This is a genomic window from Microvenator marinus (assembly GCF_007993755.1).
Taxonomy (GTDB): Bacteria; Myxococcota_A; Bradymonadia; order Bradymonadales; family Bradymonadaceae; genus Allomicrovenator; species Allomicrovenator marinus.
On sequence record NZ_CP042467.1, the window covers coordinates 4,100,330 to 4,116,974 of the forward strand.

The window sequence follows — 16,645 nt, forward strand, 5'->3', positions numbered from 1 at the left end:
TCATTGCGCCATGCCCCGGCCGATTGTCTCAAGGACTTCAGATGGATAGACGCCAAGCACCACCGCGTGAGGCGTCTGTGGCCCACGCGCAAAAGGGAATGGCTCCATGATCTGCAAATGAATCAGTGTTCCAGGGCGAATATTAAAAAACGAGACGTCGTGTCCCGCCACTAACTTCGATACAACCGCCGTGATATTCGGATTATGCCCAAAAACAGCCACTTGGCCGGCGGTGCTCGAAAGCAGTCGCTGAACGGTCTCGGCTGGACTTGCCGCGGGAATTAAGTCCGAACAAAGCTCAGGCTCGAGCTCAAGCCCCACACCATCTAAAACCAATTTACACGTCTGCCGAGCCCTTAGATACGGGCTCACAAGGACTTCGTCGGGCTTAAAACCAAGCGTCGAAATCCCCCGTGCCGCTTGAATGATCCGCGCCTTACCCTCTTCGCTCAGCGACCGCTCCCTATCGCCTTCAGGCGACCATTCCTCGGCAACACCGTGTCTCATCAGGAAGAGTTCGAACTCCTTCATTCGCAGGCGTCCCCGATGCCGTCTCCGTCGGTATCAGTTTGGTTCGGATTGAAGTCGAACGGGCAGTTATCGCAAGCGTTCCCGATGCTGTCCCCGTCCGTGTCCGATTGAGAACCGTTGGCCAAATCAGGGCAGTTGTCCTGGTTGTTTGGAACCCCGTCTCCATCTCGGTCAGGATCGCAGGCATCCCCCAGACCGTCGTCATCTAGGTCCTCCTGCTCCGGGTCGAAGACGCTCGGGCACACGTCACACGCATCGCCCACGCCGTCCAAGTCGGTATCAAATTGTTGAGGGTTTGCAAGGGAAGGGCATACGTCGCAGGAATCTCCAACCCCGTCTTGGTCAATATCTGACTGCAGAGGGTTCTGAATGCCGAAACAGTTATCGCAGGCATTTCCAACGCCATCACCATCGGCGTCTGCCTGAGTCGGGTTCGGGATGGATACACAATTGTCTTGAGCGTCCGCAACGCCGTCTCCATCTCGGTCAGCATCGCACACATCCCCTACCATATCCCCATCAATATCCGATTGGTTCTGATTGGAGGCGTTTGGACAATTATCGCACGCGTCTCCGAGCGAATCCGTGTCCGAGTTTAACTGGACTTCATTGTCGATGTCGGGGCAGTTATCACAGGCGTCTCCGAGCGAGTCCCCGTCGGAATTCATCTGATTCGGATTCGCGTTATCGACGCAATTATCACACGCATCCCCAACGCCGTCGCCGTCTGCGTCTGCCTGATCGTTGTTGGAGATCTCGGGGCAATTATCAATCGGATCAGGAATGCCATCCCCGTCTGAATCCACATCACACAGGTCTCCAACGCCGTTCCCATCGCTGTCTGATTGGTCCGGGTTCGCTAAATCGGGACAATTGTCTTCGCCATTTAAGACGCCATCGCCATCGCGGTCGTCGTCACATGCGTCGCCCTCACCGTCCTCATCGAGGTCTTCCTGAGCTGGATTCGGAACAAACGGGCAGTTGTCGTCGTCATTGACGACTTCGTCCGAGTCGATATCGGGGTCACATGCGTCTCCGACGCCGTCCTCGTCTGTATCCTCCTGAGCATTATTGGAGACTTCCGGGCAGTTATCGACGTCATTCTCAACACTATCCCCGTCCAAGTCCGGGTCGCATGCGTCACCCTCGCCATCTTCGTCGAGGTCCTCTTGTTCCGGATTTTCTATCGACGGGCAGTTGTCCTCGTCGTTGGCGATGCCATCGCCATCGAGATCGTCATCGCACGCATCCCCTTGGCCGTCGTCGTCCGAATCGTTCTGGTCTGGGTTTGCGATATCCAGGCAGTTGTCGTCCGCGTCAGGCACGCCATCGTCATCAGTGTCGACGGGGGCGTCCGGCTCTTCGTCCGGCACGTCCATATCCGACTCGTCCGGCTCATCCATGTCCACGATTGGAAACGGCTTCTGGCAGATCCCAAGCAAGCAGACATCACCCTCAAAACACTCCGAAGTCGTCCGGCACTGATCGTCTGTGAACTCAGGTTTACATGCGCTCAGAGTCAACAACACAAGAACGAGCGAAATTAGGAATCTAGTTTTGTTCACATTATACCCGTCACAAGTCGGCAAACTCTATCCTACGAAGTTTTCGCAGATCGCCAACCACAAGTTTTTGACGCTCACCTCTTGACTCGCCTCTATCGGCGAGCAATATTGCAGCTGAACATGTGTTCATGAGTGGCGAGTGCAAAGATTATGAAGACACCATTTCGAATAGAAGCCCCTTTCTCTCCGGCCGGCGACCAACCTCTCGCTATTGAACAACTTGTGGAGGGCCTGAAAGGAGAAGAGAAGCATCAAACGCTCTTGGGGGCTACTGGTACAGGTAAAACCTACACCATCGCCAATCTTATTCAACAATATGCCCGTCCAACGCTCATCATGGCGCCAAATAAGACGCTGGCGGCTCAGCTCTTCAACGAATTTAGTGAGTTCTTCCCCCATAATGCGGTCGAGTATTTCGTCTCGTATTACGACTATTACCAGCCTGAAGCCTATATCCCGTCCTCTGACACCTACATTGAGAAGGACTCCTCGATTAACGAGCGCATTGACTGGTTGCGCCACCGCGCCACGAGCTCCCTCTTTGGTCGTGACGACGTGATCATCATCGCCAGCGTGTCGTGCATCTACGGCCTCGGGTCGAGTGAGGCTTACTACGGTATGTTGATATGGCTCGAAGAGGGCATGCGGATTGAGCGAAACGCACTTTTGCGAAAACTAGTCGATATTCAGTACGAAAGAAATGACCGCGACTTCCACCGCGGTACCTTCCGTGTTCGTGGCGATATCGTCGAGATCTTCCCAGCCTCTGAGAATGAAGTCGCGATACGTGTAGAGATGTTCGGAGACGAGATCGAAAAGATCTGGCTCATCGATCCTTTGCGCGGCAAACGGCTTGAAGAGCTCTCCAAAATTGCCATCTATCCAAACTCCCACTACGTCATCACCCCTGACCGAAAGAAGATCGCGATCGACAGTATCCGGGTTGAACTCAAAGAGACGCTCGAAACCATGATTTCCGAAGGCAGACTCATCGAGGCTCAACGGCTCGAGCAACGTACTCAACATGATCTGGAAAACTTGATTACTCAAGGTACGTGTAATGGCGTGGAAAACTATTCGAGACATTTCTCTGGCAGAGCTCCAGGCGAAGCGCCACCGTGTTTGCTCGACTACTTTCCCAAAGATTTCCTCATGATTATCGACGAGTCACACGTCACTGTGCCTCAGATCGGCGGCATGTTCCGCGGTGACCGCGCTCGTAAAGACACCCTGGTCAACTACGGTTTCAGGCTCCCAAGTGCGCGTGACAATCGCCCGCTCAAATTCGACGAATGGGAATCCAAGATCCACAAAGTCGTCTTTGTTTCAGCCACCCCCGGAGATTACGAGCTCGAAAAAACTCAAGGTGTCGTCGTGGAGCAGATCATTAGGCCCACAGGCCTTTTGGACCCGCGAATCGAGATTCGCCCCGCCACGGAGCAGGTGGATGATGCCTATGGTGAAATCGTCAAAAGGGTGGAGAAAAACGAGCGCGTACTCGTCACGACCTTGACCAAGTCCATGTCTCAGGACCTTACGGAATACCTGATGGATCTCGGGATCAAGACCCGGTATCTCCACAGCGATATCAACACCATCGAGAGAATGAACATCATTCGTGACCTCCGAAAGGGTGAGTTCGATGTGCTCGTGGGCATCAATCTTCTCAGAGAGGGGCTCGACTTGCCTGAGGTAAGTCTTGTGACCATTCTCGATGCCGATAAAGAAGGTTTTTTGAGAAGTACACGGAGCCTTATCCAGACCATCGGACGTGCCGCACGAAATATAAACGGTACGGTCATCCTTTACGCCGATACCATAACCAAGAGCATTCAAGAGGCCGTAGAGGAGACCAATCGTCGCCGGCAGATTCAAGAGGAGTACAACCAGAAACACGGGATTACCCCACAGACCATTCGAAAGCGGATCTACGACTTAGAAAGCCACGTGGATATGCCGGAGGAAGACGATAAACCTATCGATGAGGTCAAGGCGCCAGAGGATGCCACGGTGGTCGATATGGAAAAGATCGTCGCCAATCTCAGGCAGAAAATGCGCGAAGCGGCGGACCAACTCCAATTCGAGAAGGCCGCCAGTATTCGCGACCAGATTCGCCGGCTCGAAGTCCAACTCGCCGCTAGAGAAGCGGGTTAGGCCAGCCTCTTGCAGTTCAAATGGCTTTCCTCTATGGTCCTTGGCGCATGATGACTTCGTCTCATATACGGGCACTCGCCACCTTGATGCTTAAAGTCCTGGCTTTCGCCATCGCCTTCTCAAGCACCAATGCCTACGCCCTTTTTTGGGAAGGCGAGAGCCTTTGTGGTCAAGAGATCAAAGAGGCTCCGGTCAGTTCAGCAATCTCTTGGATCACCGAAAATGATCTCGATGAGGTCGCTCAAGAGGCAGAGCCATGCTCTTCGCCCGAGGAAATCCTAAACGAAGCAGACTTCAGTGTGTGTTTTGAAGATGCAGGTGCTCCGATGTCCACGCTGCCTGCTGCTATCGCTGAGATGCAGTCGGAGCGTGCGTCCAAACATTTTGCGAATGTCGCACTGGCAATGGTCCGTGAAAAGGTGGCTGAGAACGCCCCCCGGTCAGAACCTGAGCCACCACGCGCCCATTTGCCTAAGTACGCGCTCAAAGCTCCAATCAAAGAGTGCCTCTCCTATGAGATCGAGTGTGAAAGTGCGCCGCACCCCATGGTCACAATCAGCCTCGAAATGCATGCGCCGATCAACCTGGTGCCTGAAACGGCGGTGAGCTTCTCACCTCCAGTTGCGGTCCAAAGAGCGAATCCAATGCGCTCAAATCCGGGACTTCGCTTCGTCTGGAGCACCTCGGACGTACCCACCCCACCCCCAAATGCTTGATGCGGTCGAGGGTGCAGTTTAACTGCCCCTCATCACACAAAGACCCTAGATGAATCCCAAGCTTTCGAGTAGAAGGCTCGGGCTCAAGTATAATTGCAGTTTAGTTAAACAAACGTTTCTAAAGGAGAAACACTATGGCACATGATGCCCAAGGTTCGAGCGGATCAAATCTGCTCGTGATGGTCGCGATCGCATTGATCGCATTCGCAGGCGGTTACGTCATCGGAAACAAAGGCGCAGAATCAGTTCAACCTGGTGCTGCTGTCGAAGCTGGCGCTCAAGGCGCTGCAGCACTTGCTCGCGGCGGCGTTGCTGGCGATTCCGACAAGATTCCTATCGGAGACAGCCCCGTGTTCGGAAACCCTTCAGCGCCTATCGCTGTGGTGGAGTTCTCGAGCATGCAATGTCCGTTCTGTGCACGTGGTTCAGAGACGCTCAAGCAGCTGCAGCAAAAGTACCCAAACGACGTCAAATTGGTCTTCAAGCACTACCCACTTGGATTCCAAGCTGAGTCTCCGGCACTCTCCAAAGCCCTCATCGCTGCTGGCGAGCAAGGCAAATTCTGGGAGATGAAAGAGAAGGTTTTCGCAAACGTGTCTAAGCACAAAGGCGTAAACGTTAAAGAAGTGACTTCGGGATACGCAAAAGAGCTCGGCCTTGATGTGGCCAAGTTCCAAGCCGCTTTCGACAACCCAAAAAACGACGAAATCATCAAGCGTGACCAAGATCTTGGTAACTCGATTGGCGTTCGTGGAACCCCACACTTCTTCGTCAACGGTGAGCGCGTCTCTGGCGCACAACCACTCGCGAAATTCGAAGAAATCGTCAAAGCACAGCTTGAGCAAGTCAAAAAGCACACTGCAGCAGGCGTTGCCAAAGACCAAGTTTACGGCAAAATGGTTGCCGAGAACTTCAAGGACACCCCATCTGCGCCATCGGCTGACAAGCCAGCTGCACCAGCAACCGTAGTCAATATGGTTCCTGTTCGCGCTAATGATCCGATGAAAGGAAACACCAAGGATCCCCTGGTGACCATCGTCGAGTTCTCAGACTTCCAATGCCCATTCTGCAGCCGTGTTAACCCAACACTTGAGCAGGTCATGAAGAACTACGGCGAGCAAGTCCGTATTGTCTTCAAGCAGAACCCACTACCATTCCACCAGGAAGCTCCTGCTGCCCACGAAGCTGCTTTGGCCGCTCATGAGCAAGGAAAGTTCTGGGAAATGCACGACCTTCTCTTCGCTAACATGCAGTCTTTCAAAGGTGCTGATATGCGCGAGCTCACCACGGGCTACGCTCAACAGCTGGGCTTGAACGTCAACAAGTTCAAGGCATACCTCGACTCCGGTAAAGGCAAGCAAATCGTCAAGGAAGACCTTGAGCTCGGCTCCAAAGTTGGCGCTCGTGGAACCCCTAACTTCTTCGTGAACGGCGTTCAGTTGGTCGGCGCAAAGCCATACCCAGCGTTCGAAGCTGAAATCAAGAAGCAGATCGCACTTGCTGAGAAGCTCAAGAAAGAGCGTAACCTTAAGGGTGAGGCTCTTTACGAAGCCGTTGTTGCTGAAAACAAGAAGAACGCTCCTGCAGCAGCAGCACCAACACCAGCTCCAGCAGCCGCACCAGACAAGGTCGACCCAAGCAAGCTTAACATCGGAAACGCTGTTACTCGCGGACCTAAGAACGCACCTGTCACCATCTTCGCTTTCTCTGACTTCCAATGCCCATTCTGCGCACGCGCAGCTGGTACCATCGAAGAAGTCATGAAGGAGTACGATGGCAAAGTGCAGTTGGTCTTCAAAGCTTACCCACTTCCATTCCACCAGGAAGCTCCTGCCGCTCACCGCGCAGCTCTCGCTGCTGCAAAGCAAGGCAAGTTCTGGGAAATGCACGACAAACTCTTCGCAACCATGAAAGAGTTCAAGACCGCAGGTCACTTCGAGAAAGTGGCTCAAGAGCTTGGCTTGAATATGGAGAAGTTCAAAGCTGACTTCAACAGCGATGAGCTCAAGAAGCAGGTCGATGCCGAAATGGCAGAAGGCTCAGCTGTTGGCGTTCGTGGAACCCCAGCATTCTTCATCAACGGCAATCGCGTCGTTGGTGCTCAGCCGCTTCCTAAGTTCAAGGAAGTCATCGACGCTGAACTTGCCAAGAAGAAGTAATCCGCTTCTGGCAACGCGGGCTTCTGCCCGCGTTGCTCGCATCTCACACTAGCTAGAAAACTTCCACGTAATCACGCGTCGGGCTTGTCCCTCGCTTGATTCGTAGGCCATTGTGCCAACCTGCTCCACTGGCAACTCATTGGCCAGCTCCAGCAGGGAAGCCTCATCCGCGGCACTTATCATCGAAATGATATGTCCACCGGACTTGGTCCACGCCAGGGCATCTTTTAGGAACGCCGTGGGCTCTTCAAAGGCCTTGGAAACCACCCAGTCAAAGGGCGCGTAATCAGGGCTCTGAACAAAGTCCTCGATGCGCTCTGCCACAACGTCTACGCGTTCTCGAAGACCTAGACGCTGAGCCGCAATCGTCATGAACTGTGTACGCTTCTTTCGTGGTTCCACGAGCGTGTAATGCGCCTCAGGATACGCGATTGCCAGAGGAAGCCCGGGCAGGCCTGCGCCACTTCCCACGTCTAGCACCCGTCCATACGGGGCAACGTGGATGGCTGCTTTGAGACTGTCCTCAATCAAATCATAGCGAATGGTCTTTCGATCCATCGGCCCAATCAGGTTACTCGAGGCGTTGAAATGCAAAAGTAAATCTATGTACTGCTCGGTACTCATCGCGCAAAATACCAACCGGCAACCACCAACGAGTGTTTGATGGTTCGGTCCTTGATCAAGGAATCCATCTGACCACGTGGCACAAGCTTGACCTCGATCTCCTCATGTTCATCCATATCGGTGGCATGAGTTTTTCTGGCTCCACGTCCCACGAGCGTCCAACAGCGATTATTTTGAATGGCGGGGTTTGGCTCGACACAGCCCACAATCTCCCAAGACTCGCAGGTAAATCCAGTCTCTTCCCTAAGTTCTCTCGCGGCAGCTTCCAATGGGCTTTCGCCATCATCGATCGCGCCGCCCGGCACTTCCAGAGTCACTTCGTCGGTTCCATGCCGGTATTGTTCGATCAGAACCAGTTCGTCTTCGGGGGTGAACACAAAGACGTTGACCCAGTCTTGAATCTTAACCACATAGAAGTCCCCAGTCCGGCCTGCTTCAGACGTTCGAGTGACGCGCTCCAGTTCAAAGATCGGAGTTTCGGCCACAACCTTCGCATCAAGGGTTTTCCACGGCTTTATGGCCATTAGAGTGAACGGCGCTGCGTGAGATTGAAGCCGATATCGTCTTCAAGCCATTGTGTGGTCTCGCGCAATGAATCCCTTGAAATCCCGGTAGGTCGGCCGAGCGATTCCAGCAGGTTCACAAGAGTCTGGGTGGCAAGGTTCCCAGGCGCGCCAGGCGCATAAGGGCAGCCACCAAGTCCTCCAACCGAACTATCAAACGCCCGAATTCCGGAGAGGTAGCCGGCAAACGCGTTGGTCTGGCCTAGCCCGCTTGTGTCGTGAAGGTGGAGGGCAACTCTGTCTGAGTCCCAGCGCTCCACGGCGCGTTTCGAGCCCTCTTGAACTTGCAAGGGTCGACCCATTCCCGTCGTGTCACCGAGCGAAATCTGTTGTGCTCCAAGTTCCAGCAATCGGTCGCCGATTTTCAGCACGCGGTCAAAGTCCACTTCACCTTCAAATGGGCAGCCAAATACGGTGGAGATATACGCGCGAATCTGCAGCTTCTCGCTCAGGGCCAGCTTGAAGAGCTCTTCCATCGCGACCAAACTTTCAGAAATGCTTCGGTTGATATTCTTTTGGTTGTGCGTCTCACTCGAGGACATGAAGAACGCGACGTGCTTGATGCCGGCGTCAATGGCGCGCTCAAGTCCACGCATGTTTGGGACGAGAGCCCAATAAGCCACACCGGGCTTCTTCTCGATGGTGCGCGCAACTTCGTCCGTGTCGGCCATCTGAGGCACCCATTTCGGATGCACAAAACTTCCGATTTCTACGTGCTTTAGGCCCCCATCGACCAACTTATGAATCAGCGCGACTTTCTGTTCTACTGGGAGAAGGACAGACTCATTTTGGAGACCATCGCGGGGTCCCACCTCGAATACAGAAACGTCGTTTTGCACCAGCACACCTGTTCTTAGGGTCGCTCAGATATAGCTCAATCGAGCACGACCTTAAAGATGAGTTTGTCCTCATTCGAAATCACAAGCTTTAGGGGCAAGCTGAGCAAAGATTGTGGAACCTCAAACACCACAACTCGCTCGCGTGTCTTCCTTGGCGTTAGCGAAAGATTGAGTTGACCGGTGCGGTCCGCGTCCAAGATTGCGCGCTGCGCACGCTCATCGCTTTCTATGAGGGTCGCGCCGGTGACGAGACGCATGGTGGCGGGGTCGGTGTCGTGTAGGGTCTTCGTTCGATTTTCGATTTCGTACTCAACCACCACAAAATCCGAGCCCTTCATCGCTGTCCAACGGTCCTTTCCGCGCCCAACCATCGACTCGCGCGAGACACGCTTTATCTTGTAGCGAAAACCATCGAGCGTGTAGCGCCGTCCTACCGACTTCAAGTCTTGTTGCCGCTCGATAAGCTCGCCGACCATGCTGAGTTGGTCTCGCACGCTGTAGTGGAGCACCGAAAACCCGGTGTCGCCCACGGTGAGCCCGGCATAGGAGGTGTCTAGATTCCAAAGTTCGTCGAGGATCTTCGACTCGTCTGGCGTCATCTCGACGCTCTTCTCTTTATTGATGGACCGCAGTGGAGCAACGAGCGCCTTGGCGCCGCGGTCCGACTCCTGGTCAACGGTGACCGTAACCATGAAAATCTTGCGGTTTCGCGTGTGAATTGCGAGCTCACCACTCTCCGAAATGCCCGTGTCGCCGTAATCTGAACACTTCCAGACCATGAATTCATCGTCGATCGCTGAGGCGTGCCAGCCGCTCTTGCACTCGGGAAGGGAGTCTTCGCTGCTGAGTGGACGCTCGTAGATGTCTGCGAAATCCGTGGGCCATTTGACGGCTTCTTCCTGCGGTGCCTCGGGCTCAGGTTGCTCTTCAGGTTCGGTTTCTGGCTCCTCGATCGCTGGCGCAAGCTCAGGCCGAGTAGGCTGCGGTGCCTCCGATTTGCACGCTCCCGCCAAAAGTAAAAGACTCACGATCCATCGACTCATAACGCGGATGCTACTTCAAAATTACTCTTGAGGCACCTGTCAACGAGGGCCCGCGTTGACACGGTTCCCGATCACGCGACCATTCACCATTCGATTGAGCTCTACAGTCCCCGCATCGAGGTCGAGACTGACCCATTGCGGCTCACGTTCCCAACAACCGCTATTGACCAGCACCACACCTTCAATACGACACGCCCTCAAGAGATGGGTGTGGCCCGTAATCAGGATTTGGGCGGGGGAAACACGATTGTAGGCCAGTAGCCCGCGAAGATTTGCGTCCAGATTGCGTTGCGACTCCAAGAGGACAGGTACCGCACCGAGCGCGCGACCAAGCTCATCCACTCCGAGGCGTGCCGCCCAACCAGACACCCAGTTTGCGCTCGCGGCGAGCCCAGGGATGCGCTTGATTCCGCCGTCGAACTGGTGTCCGTGTAGAAGCGTCGCGAGCACACGTCCCTTAAAACTCAGGACTTCCTTCGAACCCAGTTCTCGGCGCGCAAAATCATGGTTTCCGAACACCGCTTCATAGGCCTCGAGCCGCTCCAACACCTCTCCGAACTCCCGAAGCATCAGCTCACGGTGTGCCCGCCATGCGCCAAGAAGTGCCGGTCGGCTTAGATCGTAGAGGTCTCCGCCCACGACAAGACGATCGTGTGTCCTCTCCAGTTCATCCAAAACCTCCCCAATTTGCGCAATCGGGACGCCACATCGGTTCAAACCCCCGGGGGCAAGATGTATGTCGGAAATGAGAGCAATCTTCATCGAATCGGCCGAACCCAGAACACCATAGGCTTCGCAGACGCTCTTGCTTCGTTGTGTTCCTTCCATTCGAAAGTCGTATGGATTTCGGGGTGTTTGAGATAACCTCGGCGCCCCCAAAACGCATCCAGGGGCTGGTAGTTTTCTGGCCGGTCGGGGTGGTCGACGGGGCGCTCTACAGCACAGAATGCGGTCCACTTAAACTCTTGGAGCTCGCGGGCGTATTTCTCGCGCTCTTCAAAAAACCGCGTCCCCATTCCGTGCCCTCTAAACGGCTTCTTCAGAACCGACTCCCCAAAATAGAACACGTCTTTTGGATCGATATCACTTGCACCAAACGCGTCTTGGAAGGCGTCTTCGGCGTCCATAAGCGGCAGCCCTGTTGAGATACCCACCACCGATTTCTCGTCGAGCACCACGACAAACACGCTACGTTCCGACTCAGCGTAGGACGCCAAATAGGACTTCTCGTAGTCGAGGTCACCATCGTAGAGATAAGGGAATTCGCTGAAGACCTCGATGCGAAGCCGTGCAGCATCTGGTATGTAGGGTAAAATCTCTTGGCCGCGGAGGCGCTTTATGGTGACCATGATCTCTCGTCGTTTTTGCCCGGCGATTTTGCGTCATGCCTCGCCTCTTGTCGAGACTTCAATCATGAGGAACCCCTATGTCGCTTTTTGTCGTGGATGTTGAGGCCGATGGACCTTGTCCTGGCTTGTTTTCGATGGTGTGTTTTGGAGCCGTTAAGGTCTCTCCTGAGCTCCAGACCACTTTTTATGGGCAAACACGACCGATCACGGACGACTACAAGCCGGACGCGTTGAAAATCAGCGGTTTTTCGCGCGAGGAACATCTGGAGTTTCCCGATCCCGCCGAGACCATGGAAGCCTTCGCAAAATGGGTGGAAGCTGAGTCCAAGGGGCGTCCCATCTTCATGTCAGACAATCCGGCGTTTGATTGGCAGTTCATCAACTACTACTTCCATAAGTATCTGGGGCATAATCCCTTTGGTTATTCAGCTCGGCGTATCGGCGACCTCTATTGCGGGCTGCAAAAGGACTTCTTTGCCGGTTGGAAACATCTGCGAAAGACCACTCACGACCACCACCCGGTCAACGATGCAAAAGGCAACGCGGAGGCCTTGCTCGCGCTTGTGGATATGGGGCTTAAGCTACCGAGTTGACCCCCAGTACAAGCGGCTTGTAGCCGCTTGAGACGGGCGTTGTAGCAAAACGGTCCAACAAGAATTTGAGGAAGTTGGATAAAATGCGAGACTCATCCCACGCGGACGGAGCCCGCGTGTACTACTGAAGCCCAAGTCGGCGTCGTCTCTGATCCTCATAGAGTGAGCTCGGGACCAAATCTCCTCCACGGCCTTGACCCTCAAGCCAGTCCAAAGGCGCGTTGTCCGAACGCCAAACTTCAACCTCTGGCGTTGTGCCAATCACGTAGCCCCAGCCGAACTGATCTGTACGAATCATGCCGCTACCGCGAGTGTTCCAGAAGACGCAGTCCGCGCACCCAGGTCCCGATTCTGGCAAGGTTTCAGCGGACCAAGTCCCAAGCAGGCGGCTCGCGTCAACCAGATTCGCGGTAGCCAGCGGGCCGTCGAATTGACTTTGACCCTCGGCGGATTCCACCCTCAACCAAACGTTGCCGCTCGACCCAAACCCACCGCTCACGCCAAAGTTTGGAGCGCCGCCCTCGGTGTTGACCAGAGAGACTAATATCTCGTTTGAACGCCGAACCTCCACCAAACTCCCAAGACCTTCGGAGATGGAATTCGAGAGCCTTGAGTTTGAGACTGTGATCGACGACGAATCCATCACGAGTAAGCCGCCACCGGCCAGGTGACCGCCGGAATCGTCGGCTTCGAAGGAGTTCACCTCGTCGATGAGGCCGTCGTAGGCGTGCTGGATTGAGATCGCAAAAGTCTCTTCGTCAACGCCACGCGCCGCAGTCGAGATATCGATCGAGCGTACACCCACCCGGTCCAATTCTCCCAAAATCTTTTGGACCTTTGCTCCGTCTGCGGCCCGAATAACCTGACGGATCGGGATATCGAGCCGGAGCGTTGACGACCCTTCATCCACCTCGAAGACTGTTCGCCTGTGAATCACCTGGTAGTCGCCAAGCCATTCTGCCCACTCGTCTTCCATCCCGTACGACGCCAGGAACTCCGGCGTGATGGTCTGCCCGATATAGATTCGGTCGCCGAACGAGAAGTCGGATACATCGGAGACGCTGATGACCTCGGTGTACTTGATGGTATCGCGCGTCAGGTCGACTTCCGTGGTCACGACCGGTTTTCCTTCGAAGCGAATTTGCCCACCTTCCTGAGGGTTCGAAAACCAGATCTGAGGGCGCCCATTTCCCTGAATGAGCACGCCCGGAGTTTGGATCTCCAAGACCTCGTCTACCCGGTAGATGCCAGGATCAACTACGAGAGTTCCACCGTTTTCCAGGGACGCAAGGGCTCCCTTGAATGCAGCGGTAGACAGCGCCTCTCCGGTCGGATCCGGCTCGAAATCACTCAGCCGCACATAGGGTTCGGGGTCTTTCCAAGGGGCCTCGCCGCGACGGAAACCTGCGTACGAAAAGTCGTGAAGTCCACGTCCAGCCTCGTCCACAGTGGTCGGGAGCCAATTCTCTTGGTAGAGCGCCGAGCGCCACGGGCCAGGAGGAATGATGTCCATGTCGGAATCGTCGCCCAAATCGGCGTCAACGTCCGGGCCCGCGTCAACATTGGGAAGGTCCGGCGTGCTATCTTCTTCCGCGGCCATATCGAGCGGACCGAGGTCTGGTGCCACGTAGCGGTCCTCTGCCTGATTACACGCGGTCATCAGCCAGATAATTCCCACCGCAATTTTGCGCCCATTGCTCAAAGAACTCTCCTGCAATGCTTCGATTCCAACCCTAGGGAAAAGTTACGTTCGCAGCCAGAATTGTGCATTTTGTACCCAAATACGCATCAAATGCCTGTTGAGGGTTGAATTCAAGAGAATTTGCCTATAGTCAGTCCGGGATTTTGCGACACCGGTCCAACACATAAGGAGTAGGAGCCAGTGGTATGAAGATGCCCAAACGGCTAGAGCCGTTGGTCTCAGAGGGAATCATCCAAGAGGTGATCAGACCCCTCAAGAGTGGCAAAGAAGCTCAAATTTTTCTCGTCGTTGCCGGCGGTGAAGAACGAGTTGCCAAAGTTTATAAGGAACAAGCTCATCGCAGTTTTAGCCAGCGTGCCGACTATACCGAGGGACGTAAGGTCCGAAACTCGCGTGATAAGCGTGCGATGGAGAAACGCACCAACTACGGCCGCGCTCAGGAAGAAGAGCAGTGGCTGGAAGTTGAGGCGAAGACTATCTACATCCTTAAAGATGCCGGGGTACGGGTGCCCGCGCCCTATATCTTCATGGACGGCGTGCTCGTCATGGAGTACGTGCGCGACGATTTCGGCAACCCCGCGCCGCGCCTTGCCGAGACTCATTTAGGGGTGGAGGAGAAGAAGCGCGTCTTTAGAGACCTCCTGACTCAGACCGCGCGTATGCTTTCGGTCAATATCGTGCACGGTGACCTCTCGATCTACAACGTGCTCTACGACGGCAAGAATCCGATCATCATCGACTTCCCCCAGGCCATCGACAGCACCGCAAACTCGAACGCAAAGAGGATTTTCATCCGTGATGTGCAAAGCCTCGCGTCGCACTTCTTGCGCGACTCGAATCAAGCTCGAAAGTTCAAGTTCGGCGAAGAAATCTGGAAGATGTATCAGCGAGGCGAACTCTCGCATGATATGGATTTCGACGATTTGATGAATCGAGCCTACGGTCCGGAAGAAGAGGAGTCGATTGTTGATGAGCCTGTACTGCCTCTGGGCCGTCGGGCAGTTGTGATGACCCCTTCAGCCCCCGCGCGCAACACTCAACGCCCGCGTCATGACGCCCCGAAATCCGGTACTCCGAGGAAGGACAATCGGAATAAGCCGCGGCGAGGACCAGGTAATCGCAAGAAATAGCGACCTGAATCTTCCTGAAACACAGCCTGAAACTCTGGAATCCGCTGCGAAGAGTGTTATGACTCTAAGGTAGATGAAGGAGTTGCTATGCGAAGTTTATTGTTTTTGGTGGTTTTTGCTCTCGGTTGTGGCGATGAGATCGTCAAGAAGACGCCCGATACGCCCAACCCAAACAATTCTGAGAATAATCAGACCAATAACGAGCCTGGCTCAAACAACCTGACCGTCACTCAGAACAATTCCAACAATACAACGGGTCCCGACAACCCAGTCTCCAACAACTCGCCGGGTACCAACAATTCGCCGGGTTCCAACAACTCGAACAACTCGAACAACTCGAACAACACCAATAATCAAACTGTCGATCCCCCCGCGTTATGCGGTGATGGGCTAGTTCAGCAAGGCGAACAATGTGACGGCCTTCCGTTGGTCTCCTGCGAAGACCTCGGCTTCTCCGGAGGCAGCGTCACGTGCTCAAGCTCTTGCCAACATGTGGTACAAGGCTGCTTCCACGAGCGTTGCGGCGATGGCGTTGTTAACGATTCCGAGGAGTGTGATGGCGCGCCGGGAACTACGTGTTCAGCCCTTGGATTTGATGGCGGCACAATCACCTGCTCGTCACAGTGCACATTGAACGTGAACGCGTGTACGTCCTGTGGTGACGGTGTGCGCGAAGGCAATGAGTCTTGCGATGACGGTGCTCAGAACGGTCAGTACGGACGGTGTAAGGCCGATTGCTCGGGGCCTGGGCCCAGGTGTGGTGACGGCGTGCGAAACGGGAACGAGGTCTGTGACGATGGCGCCCAAAACGGCCAATACAACCGTTGTAATTCCACCTGTACGGGCCTCGGCGCCACCTGCGGTGATGGCGTCGTCAACGGAAACGAGGTGTGTGATGACGGCTCGGAGAACGGGCAGTATGGCAAATGCAACGCATCTTGCACCGCTCTCGGACCACGCTGTGGCGATGGCATTGTCAATGGTGCAGAACAATGTGATGGGACGACCAACGCGACCTGCACCATCTTCGGAACTGGTACGCCCACATGTGATTCGAGCTGCAATGTTGATTATACCGGTTGTGTGATTGAACCACCTGAACCGGGCGATTTCCGAATCACCGAGATCATGGCGGACCCTGCGAATCGTTACGACAGCGAAGGTGAGTGGTTTGAGGTTCGGAACCTGACCACAGGGCACCGAAACCTTCATAATTGTGTGGTTGAGAGCCAGACTTCTACGGGCGCTGAATCGTTCACTATCAACCAATCCATCGAAGTTTCGCCCTGGGGCTATGTGACTTTTGCGCGCCACGTGAATGTGGGCTTCACCGCAGACTTCATCTACGGCGCGCAGATCAACCTGAATAACACCAATGACACTTTGACGCTCAAGTGTCCGTCCTGGGCGGGCTCCTCGTTCTTCGACGAAATCGACTCCACCCAATACTCGTCCCCGCCTACCGGCGCTACGTGGAGCCGTGACGACTGGGGCATCTGGTGCTCCGCGGTCACGCCATTCGCGACCGGAGACCTGGGTACGCCAGGGGCTGATAATCCCGAGTGTCCGTGATTTGTGCGTGAAATGACCTTAAGGTGTTCATAAAACGTCCATGCGTCTCTGTCGGCCCCATAAAAAGGGCCGATTTTTCGTTAGATACGTTGGTACTCAAATTGC

At 54.7% G+C, this 16,645-nt stretch carries 15 protein-coding genes; 6 read left to right on the forward strand and 9 right to left on the reverse strand.

The window, feature by feature from the left end:
- Together FRD01_RS16965 and FRD01_RS24920 are read right to left on the reverse strand one after the other, a co-directional pair.
- Window positions 1-531: a SixA phosphatase family protein gene (locus FRD01_RS16965; protein ID WP_146961734.1), complete on the reverse strand. Its 531-nt coding sequence runs from the start codon at window positions 529-531 to the stop codon at window positions 1-3.
- Complete coding sequence (locus FRD01_RS24920) at window positions 528-2,096, reverse strand: thrombospondin type 3 repeat-containing protein (protein ID WP_249755695.1); 1,569 nt, start codon at window positions 2,094-2,096, stop codon at window positions 528-530. Before FRD01_RS24920 ends, FRD01_RS16965 begins: the two co-directional genes overlap by 4 nt.
- A gap of 150 nt (window positions 2,097-2,246) precedes the next feature.
- On the opposite strand from FRD01_RS24920, the gene uvrB reads away from it, so the two are divergent.
- From uvrB to FRD01_RS16985, 3 genes are all read left to right on the forward strand, one after another.
- Window positions 2,247-4,250 (forward strand): excinuclease ABC subunit UvrB, encoded by a 2,004-nt coding sequence (gene uvrB / locus FRD01_RS16975; protein ID WP_146961736.1) that lies wholly within the window; start codon window positions 2,247-2,249, stop codon window positions 4,248-4,250.
- Between the two features lie 20 nt (window positions 4,251-4,270).
- The gene (locus FRD01_RS16980; RefSeq protein WP_146961738.1) at window positions 4,271-4,966 is read left to right on the forward strand and encodes a hypothetical protein; all 696 of its coding nucleotides are present in this window, start codon (window positions 4,271-4,273) and stop codon (window positions 4,964-4,966) included.
- A gap of 134 nt (window positions 4,967-5,100) precedes the next feature.
- Window positions 5,101-7,125 carry a DsbA family protein gene (locus FRD01_RS16985; protein ID WP_146961740.1) on the forward strand — a complete coding sequence of 675 codons (2,025 nt, stop codon included), beginning with the start codon at window positions 5,101-5,103 and terminating at the stop codon, window positions 7,123-7,125.
- A 48-nt stretch (window positions 7,126-7,173) separates the two neighbouring features.
- On the opposite strand, the gene rsmG is transcribed toward FRD01_RS16985, so the two are convergent.
- From rsmG to FRD01_RS17015, 6 genes are read right to left on the reverse strand one after another with little or no spacing between them, the layout of a single operon-like run.
- Window positions 7,174-7,749, reverse strand: a complete 576-nt coding sequence (rsmG, locus tag FRD01_RS16990; RefSeq protein ID WP_146961742.1) for a 16S rRNA (guanine(527)-N(7))-methyltransferase RsmG — start codon at window positions 7,747-7,749, stop codon at window positions 7,174-7,176.
- Window positions 7,746-8,273, reverse strand: coding sequence for an NUDIX hydrolase (locus tag FRD01_RS16995; RefSeq protein ID WP_146961744.1), 528 nt, complete (start codon window positions 8,271-8,273; stop codon window positions 7,746-7,748). Before FRD01_RS16995 ends, rsmG begins: the two co-directional genes overlap by 4 nt.
- Window positions 8,273-9,151, reverse strand: a complete 879-nt coding sequence (locus tag FRD01_RS17000) for a hydroxymethylglutaryl-CoA lyase (RefSeq protein WP_146961746.1) — start codon at window positions 9,149-9,151, stop codon at window positions 8,273-8,275. The genes FRD01_RS16995 and FRD01_RS17000 overlap by 1 nt, the downstream gene beginning before the upstream one ends.
- A gap of 35 nt (window positions 9,152-9,186) precedes the next feature.
- Complete coding sequence (locus tag FRD01_RS17005) at window positions 9,187-10,179, reverse strand: hypothetical protein (protein WP_146961748.1); 993 nt, start codon at window positions 10,177-10,179, stop codon at window positions 9,187-9,189.
- A 54-nt stretch (window positions 10,180-10,233) separates the two neighbouring features.
- Window positions 10,234-11,022, reverse strand: a complete 789-nt coding sequence (locus tag FRD01_RS17010) for a metallophosphoesterase family protein (RefSeq protein ID WP_146961750.1) — start codon at window positions 11,020-11,022, stop codon at window positions 10,234-10,236.
- Window positions 10,953-11,543, reverse strand: a complete 591-nt coding sequence (locus FRD01_RS17015) for a GNAT family N-acetyltransferase (RefSeq protein ID WP_146961752.1) — start codon at window positions 11,541-11,543, stop codon at window positions 10,953-10,955. The genes FRD01_RS17010 and FRD01_RS17015 overlap by 70 nt, the downstream gene beginning before the upstream one ends.
- Before the next feature lie 77 nt (window positions 11,544-11,620).
- On the opposite strand from FRD01_RS17015, the gene FRD01_RS17020 reads away from it, so the two are divergent.
- A complete protein-coding gene (locus tag FRD01_RS17020; protein ID WP_146961753.1) occupies window positions 11,621-12,136 on the forward strand; it encodes a 3'-5' exonuclease family protein in 516 nt (171 codons plus the stop codon).
- A gap of 121 nt (window positions 12,137-12,257) precedes the next feature.
- On the opposite strand, the gene FRD01_RS17025 is transcribed toward FRD01_RS17020, so the two are convergent.
- On the reverse strand, window positions 12,258-13,838 hold the full coding sequence (locus FRD01_RS17025; protein WP_146961756.1) for a hypothetical protein: 1,581 nt from the start codon (window positions 13,836-13,838) through the stop codon (window positions 12,258-12,260).
- A 185-nt stretch (window positions 13,839-14,023) separates the two neighbouring features.
- Here FRD01_RS17025 and FRD01_RS17030 point away from each other — a divergent pair, with 185 nt between their 5' ends.
- Together FRD01_RS17030 and FRD01_RS17035 are read left to right on the forward strand one after the other, a co-directional pair.
- Window positions 14,024-14,968: an RIO1 family regulatory kinase/ATPase domain-containing protein gene (locus tag FRD01_RS17030; RefSeq protein ID WP_146961757.1), complete on the forward strand. Its 945-nt coding sequence runs from the start codon at window positions 14,024-14,026 to the stop codon at window positions 14,966-14,968.
- 87 nt (window positions 14,969-15,055) lie between these two features.
- Window positions 15,056-16,540 carry a lamin tail domain-containing protein gene (locus FRD01_RS17035; RefSeq protein WP_146961759.1) on the forward strand — a complete coding sequence of 495 codons (1,485 nt, stop codon included), beginning with the start codon at window positions 15,056-15,058 and terminating at the stop codon, window positions 16,538-16,540.
- Window positions 16,541-16,645: the final 105 nt, after the last annotated feature.

Excerpts from the sequence above, each read along its gene's own strand:
- FRD01_RS16965 (WP_146961734.1), bottom strand. The coding sequence starts at position 531 with ATGAAGGAGTTCGAACTCTTCCTGATGAGACACGGTGTTGCCGAGGAA.
- uvrB (WP_146961736.1), top strand. The coding sequence starts at position 2,247 with ATGAAGACACCATTTCGAATAGAAGCCCCTTTCTCTCCGGCCGGCGAC.
- FRD01_RS16980 (WP_146961738.1), top strand. The coding sequence starts at position 4,271 with ATGGCTTTCCTCTATGGTCCTTGGCGCATGATGACTTCGTCTCATATA.
- FRD01_RS16985 (WP_146961740.1), top strand. The coding sequence starts at position 5,101 with ATGGCACATGATGCCCAAGGTTCGAGCGGATCAAATCTGCTCGTGATG.
- rsmG (WP_146961742.1), bottom strand. The coding sequence starts at position 7,749 with ATGAGTACCGAGCAGTACATAGATTTACTTTTGCATTTCAACGCCTCG.
- FRD01_RS16995 (WP_146961744.1), bottom strand. The coding sequence starts at position 8,273 with ATGGCCATAAAGCCGTGGAAAACCCTTGATGCGAAGGTTGTGGCCGAA.
- FRD01_RS17010 (WP_146961750.1), bottom strand. The coding sequence starts at position 11,022 with ATGGAAGGAACACAACGAAGCAAGAGCGTCTGCGAAGCCTATGGTGTT.
- FRD01_RS17015 (WP_146961752.1), bottom strand. The coding sequence starts at position 11,543 with ATGGTCACCATAAAGCGCCTCCGCGGCCAAGAGATTTTACCCTACATA.
- FRD01_RS17020 (WP_146961753.1), top strand. The coding sequence starts at position 11,621 with ATGTCGCTTTTTGTCGTGGATGTTGAGGCCGATGGACCTTGTCCTGGC.
- FRD01_RS17030 (WP_146961757.1), top strand. The coding sequence starts at position 14,024 with ATGAAGATGCCCAAACGGCTAGAGCCGTTGGTCTCAGAGGGAATCATC.
- FRD01_RS17035 (WP_146961759.1), top strand. The coding sequence starts at position 15,056 with ATGCGAAGTTTATTGTTTTTGGTGGTTTTTGCTCTCGGTTGTGGCGAT.